We start from the raw sequence: 5,514 nt of genomic DNA, 5'->3' as shown, positions 1-5,514 counted from the left end.
CTAAAACTTCTCCTCTTGCCGCTCCTGGTGTACTGTCTTCCTTTTTTGCTTCTTTCACTTCATCATCTTTAAATCCGCCAAAGAACATAAGCAAGAAGCCTAATACAAAGCTTACCAGGATACCGATAACAGCCCCATAAAATCCGTTGTCTATTCCTGCCGGACTGATATAGCTCGGGATAGCGAAAATACCCAATCCACCAATAATGTAACCTTTAGTTCCCATCATTCCTATAATACCGCCGCCTACTGCGGATGCTATACAGCTTAAAATAAATGGTTTCTTACGTGGTAATGTAATCCCGTAAATTGCTGGTTCTGTCACACCAAAAATCCCGGAGATGACAGCTGGAATGGAAAGTGATCTCAGTTTTACATTTTTGGTTTTAAACAAAATCGCCAGTACGACGCCCGTCTGAGCAAAGGAAGCTCCCAGCGTAGCCGCAAGAATCGGATCGAATTTAAGCACTGCTAAATTGTTCATAGCGATAGGAACAAGTCCCCAGTGTAATCCAAAAATAACAAACACTTGCCAGAAAGCGCCCATGAGCATACCTTCAATAATCGGACTTAAGTTATACACAAAGAGGGTTCCAGCGCCAAGCAGTTGACCTGCCCAAGTCGAGAGAGGTCCAATCACAATCAACGCTAAGGGTACAATAACTAACAATGTGAAAAACGGAACCAAAAATGTTCTCACTACGCTAGGGATTACCTTTTTAAAGAAGTTTTCTATTTTTGAGCCTACATAGGTGGATATGATAATCGGAAGAACGGTTGACGCATAACTCATCAGAATGACCGGAATACCTAAGAAGGTGATATATACCGGTGACTCAAATATAGTACCGCTAAATAGAGTGTATAGTGGTTTGCCCGAGGCTGTTATCGTGCTAAATGTTGGGTACACAAGCGATGCACCTATAGCCATGCCTATAAAAATGTTGGCATTGAACTTTTTAGCTGACGTATACCCCAGGAAAATAGGAAAGAAGTAAAACAAACAATCACCTAAAGCATTGAGAATTTGATAGGTACCCGATGTAGTGGCCAGCCAGCCCAAAGCTACAAATAAGGCGGTGAAGCCCTTAATCATACCTGTGGCACTTAAGACACCCAGCGTGGGTGTAAATACACCTGAAATGGTATCAATGAATCTATTGAACAAACTCATTTTTTCACCTGATGCTTCTTCTGAATCTCCTGTTTGAAAACCACCTACAGCAGTAACATCAGCATAAACCTCAGGTACATGGTTACCTATAACAACCTGGTATTGCCCGCCACTCTTTACCACAGTGACAACACCATCCATATTTTTCAAAACCTCTGTATTGGCTTTACTTTCATCTTTTAATTTGAAGCGCAAGCGTGTAATACAATGAGTTAGACTATTCACATTTTCTTTGCCGCCGACATTTCTGATGATGTCTTTTGCTAATGTCTCATACTTCATTGTAACTTCCCCTTTAATTGTATTTATAAAAAAAGGCAAAACCAAAATAGATCAAATTCGATCTAGGTTGGTTTCGCCTGCATTACCAGTAACAATCCAAGAGTTATTCAATTTTCTCTTTGGGTCACACGCTGAATATGAATCGTTATATACAGCTTTTCCTCATCTGACAATACCATATCCAAGTATTTCTCAATCTTCAGCATGCAGCCATAAGCCTTTTTGTACTTTGCTTTCACTTGCCTCCACAAAAAATCGTCTTCCAGTTCTACTTTTTCTTTTTTATTTAATCGCTGAAAGAAGAACCTTAAATGCGTAATAAATCGCTCATAACTGATCGAGTGTTCATCTATGGTGGTATTATAAGAGTATTTAATAATATTCAAGATGTCGTGTATTTTTTGAGTTTGCTGAGCAACATCTGCTACCTTGTTGTAGGAGCTGTTTACTTGAGCATTTATTAAATGAAGAGCAATATTACCTGCTTCATCTTCTGACAATCGTTTGCCTGTTTCGTCTTCAATGAACTCCAGTGCTTTTAATCCAACCGCAAATTCTTTGGGATAAAATTTTTTAATCTCCCAAATTAATGGATTTGCATTTTTAAACCCTTCATCAAACATTTTAAATGCATTGTTCATGTGATCCGTAAGCGAAACATATATATAATCGCTCAATTGTGCTTCTAATATGCTTTTTCCATATTCAATGATGTCATAGCATAACGAAACATATTCTGATGGAACATCCTCTAACAATAACTTAAATTTCTCTGAAGCATCTTTATGTTTAAGCACAAAGACCTTTTCAATTAGATGCTCTTCTACTTGTTCACCTGCACTCTTTTTGAATGCAATACCACGACCCATAACAACAAATTCATCTCTTTTTTGATCTTTGGCTATTATGGCGTTGTTATTAAATATCTTCGTTATGATCATCTAACTGCCCCCCTTATCCCATCAAATTTAAAAAAGGATTTAGTTGCTGGGCGAAATTTCAGATAGGTCACAAGACGGTAATAGCCGATCAAACCTTCGTCGTAAATCAAATGCAAATGTATTGATTTACAATTTCGTGTTATGAAAACGCATTCATAATGAGAGACAAAGCCTTACGTTTTCCCTGAATGATCTTGAGTGCTTCCAAACCGATCTGATATTCCGTTTTGAAAATGAATATAGTCGGTTAACCACGTCCTATGACATCATTTTTCGGATGTCGATTCGTTGGTCGACGTCATCATCTTTGTTGTTCAGCACTTGTAAGGCTTTATATCACTCACCTTTCTGCGTTATGGCTGGGCCATATATTCATATCATGCAGGATATCGTAAAGCTTGTATTCTAAAAAGAAAAGGCAAAACCCAACACATGGAAATCTAATTCCATGCCTCGGGTTTTGCCTTTTCAGTAACAATCCCAAGATCATAATAACATCGAATTTAAGTTTTGCCAACAAAAATGTTTGCGCTTTCTTTTTCGAGGCAACCACATCAAATACAGCACATTCTCATGGTATAAAATGTCAGCCGCCAATGTAGGACATGTTAATCTTTTTTTTGTTGTTGGCTGTCTGCTCCGTACGTTCATCGGAATACCGGTCTGTGCGTTGCTCCCATACAGAAGTAATCACATCGAGTAATTCCTGGTCATTCGCTCCATTACGAAGCATCTGACGTAGACCAAATCCGCCTGAAGCAAACAAACATGTATAAAACTTGCCATCGCACGATAAGCGGGCACGTGTACAAGACGAACAAAACGATTCAGAAACCGAAGTAATAAAACCAATCTGTGCGTCGCTGTCTTTATAACGGTAACGCTTTGCTACTTCTCCAAAGTAATCCTGATCCATCGGCTCCAGCTCGTACGCATTCTTAAGTCGTTCAATGATTTCTTTTTTGGTTAGTACCTTTTTGAAGCTCCATCCGTTGTCATTACCTACATCCATAAACTCGATAAAGCGAAGGGCTATTCCCTGCTCCTTAAAATAGGCGGCCATCGGCAAAATCTCCGAGTCATTAACGCCTTTTTGAACTACCATATTGACCTTGATTTCAAAGCCGATTTCGCTTGCATATTCGATCTGCTTCAAAATAATATCAGGCTTAATCCCGCGTCCATTCAACCGCCCAAATAGCTCGGGGTCCAGAGCGTCCAGACTGACATTAAGCCGTCGTAGCCCCGCGTCATAGAGAGGCTTAGCCTGCTGTCCTAGCAGCACACCGTTGGTGGTCAAGCCGACATCTTCCACTCCGTCAATGGACAGGATTTGGGAGACCAGGTCGGGTAGATTCCTGCGCATTAATGGTTCGCCGCCCGTGAGTCGGATCTTTTTTACACCCAGGGATACAAAGAGCTTCGTCAGCCGGTGAATCTCTTCAAACGACAGACATTCATTTTGGGGAAGAAAGGCGTAATCGTCACCGAAAATTTCTTTAGGCATGCAATAGGAACAGCGGAAATTGCAGCGGTCTGTAACCGATATACGCAGGTCACGAATCGGCCGCTGCAACTTGTCTTTCAGTGGATGAAAATTCATACGCCCCCTCCTTTCTAGTTGTTTAGCATCGTTTTCATTAGCCGCCGCTGACTGGGGGAATGAAAGCTGCAATGTCTCCATCCTGTAATACATCCGTAGACAACGCATACTCCTCGTTTATCGCAATTCGCACAGACTTGATCGGCATATCTGGATATTGATCTGTTATCCAACTGGATAAATCGCCTACCGTTTGGCCCGCCAAATCTACCAATTCTTCTGCTTTTCCCGTGACCTCACGGAGTCCCGCAAAGTAGTACAGCTTAATCATGACTGATCTCCCCTGGCTTTTTCTTTTGATCTCCGACCCACTGCGTTCCATCTTCCCAAATCTCTCGTTTCCAAATAGGAACTATTTCTTTGATTCGTTCGATCGCGTATTCATTCGCCTCATACGCATCCGAACGGTGAGGGGAAGAAACGGCAATGACAACGGCGATATCACCGATTTGAAGCTCGCCAATGCGGTGCGCGATCGCCACTCGCGTCCCTTCCCATTTCTGTTCGATTTCGTGACCAATCTCTGCGAGTTTTTTTTGAGCCATAGGGACATAGGCCTCATAAGCAAGGTATAAGGTCCGTACGCCTTGAGTCCATTCTCGTACGTGCCCTGTAAAAATAGTCACCGCTCCTGCTTCCTGCCTTAGGACATAATCCGCATAAGCCTGCGGGATAATGGGCTCCGTTACGATTTCAAATACACTCATCTTTTCCACCTTCCAGCCACCGGACAAGCCACTCTCCGGTGACAGACTCTTTTAAATGTTTCTGCTTTTTGTATCTACATCTCATTTAACCGAACAGCTGATGATATAGTTTTTGACCGTTGGCAACACTCCGTACACCGTGTATGAGAAGCCTTCCGTTTTTGAATAAAATCATTCGATGCTTAAAAGCATAAAATTCAACGAAATAAGGGGTTCTTTTTACACGATCTGCTATAAGCCTGCCCATTTTCTCTGCATCATCGAGCGTGATCGGACGTTGTGGGTCTGGAAGAACCTGTACCACGTTCCGTCCGCACAGAGCCGCATACGCCGAGCGACGTGATGCTGTCAGTGCAGGAAACGTAGGATGCTCTCCACAGGTTGGACAGTCTTGGTTACGGATGCGGGAAATCCCTATGTCCATCTGCGTATTCTCCCATAGATCAAATAGATGAACCTTGCGGCGCATCTTATCATGTCTGCCACTCAGCCACTTCATGGCTTCTGCACATTGGAGGGCCGCTGTCACCTGGACTGCAGGCGAGATGATTCCAGCCGTATCGCAGGTCTGATTGATCGCAGGCAACGATGGCAGAAGGCAGCGTAAACAAGCAGACTCGCCCGGCACGAATGGAAAAACAACGCCTGTGCTTCCAACACAGGCTCCATAAATCCATGGAATTCCTGCCTTCAGTGCAGCATCGTTGATAAGCAGACGAGTTTCAAAATTGTCCGTAGCATCCATCAGCAATATACTTTTGCTGGCAAGTTCTTGAACAAGCTCGGCATCCAAGTTATCGAGATATG

6 protein-coding genes are annotated in these 5,514 nt (G+C 42.5%); all 6 read right to left on the bottom strand.

The features are described 5' to 3' along the window. Window positions 1–1,456, bottom strand: a 1,456-nt coding sequence (locus GRP75_RS18145; RefSeq protein WP_160789976.1) for a PTS transporter subunit EIIC, incomplete at its 3' end; no start/stop codon positions are given. A gap of 107 nt (window positions 1,457–1,563) precedes the next feature. Further along, window positions 1,564–2,397: a BglG family transcription antiterminator LicT gene (licT, locus tag GRP75_RS18140; RefSeq protein WP_053325877.1), complete on the bottom strand. Its 834-nt coding sequence runs from the start codon at window positions 2,395–2,397 to the stop codon at window positions 1,564–1,566. A gap of 586 nt (window positions 2,398–2,983) precedes the next feature. Next, window positions 2,984–4,000 carry a GTP 3',8-cyclase MoaA gene (gene moaA, locus GRP75_RS18135; protein ID WP_160789975.1) on the bottom strand — a complete coding sequence of 339 codons (1,017 nt, stop codon included), beginning with the start codon at window positions 3,998–4,000 and terminating at the stop codon, window positions 2,984–2,986. Window positions 4,001–4,037: 37 nt separating this feature from the next. Beyond that, a complete protein-coding gene (locus tag GRP75_RS18130) occupies window positions 4,038–4,271 on the bottom strand; it encodes a MoaD/ThiS family protein (RefSeq protein WP_160789974.1) in 234 nt (77 codons plus the stop codon). Continuing rightward, window positions 4,264–4,707: a molybdenum cofactor biosynthesis protein MoaE gene (locus GRP75_RS18125; protein ID WP_160789973.1), complete on the bottom strand. Its 444-nt coding sequence runs from the start codon at window positions 4,705–4,707 to the stop codon at window positions 4,264–4,266. Before GRP75_RS18125 ends, GRP75_RS18130 begins: the two co-directional genes overlap by 8 nt. Before the next feature lie 85 nt (window positions 4,708–4,792). After that, window positions 4,793–5,514: ThiF family adenylyltransferase (locus GRP75_RS18120; RefSeq protein ID WP_160789972.1), on the bottom strand; the 722-nt coding region annotated here is incomplete at its 5' end.

Origin of the sequence: Paenibacillus sp. OT2-17, from assembly GCF_009827695.1 — a bacterium.
In the GTDB taxonomy this organism is placed as follows: Bacteria; Bacillota; Bacilli; order Paenibacillales; family Paenibacillaceae; genus Paenibacillus; species Paenibacillus polymyxa_B.
The sequence above is the reverse complement of the archived record's forward strand: the minus strand, read 5'-3'. Positions and strand labels throughout refer to the sequence as shown.

Excerpts from the sequence above, each read along its gene's own strand:
- licT (WP_053325877.1), bottom strand. The coding sequence starts at position 2,397 with ATGATCATAACGAAGATATTTAATAACAACGCCATAATAGCCAAAGAT.
- moaA (WP_160789975.1), bottom strand. The coding sequence starts at position 4,000 with ATGAATTTTCATCCACTGAAAGACAAGTTGCAGCGGCCGATTCGTGAC.
- GRP75_RS18130 (WP_160789974.1), bottom strand. The coding sequence starts at position 4,271 with ATGATTAAGCTGTACTACTTTGCGGGACTCCGTGAGGTCACGGGAAAA.
- GRP75_RS18125 (WP_160789973.1), bottom strand. The coding sequence starts at position 4,707 with ATGAGTGTATTTGAAATCGTAACGGAGCCCATTATCCCGCAGGCTTAT.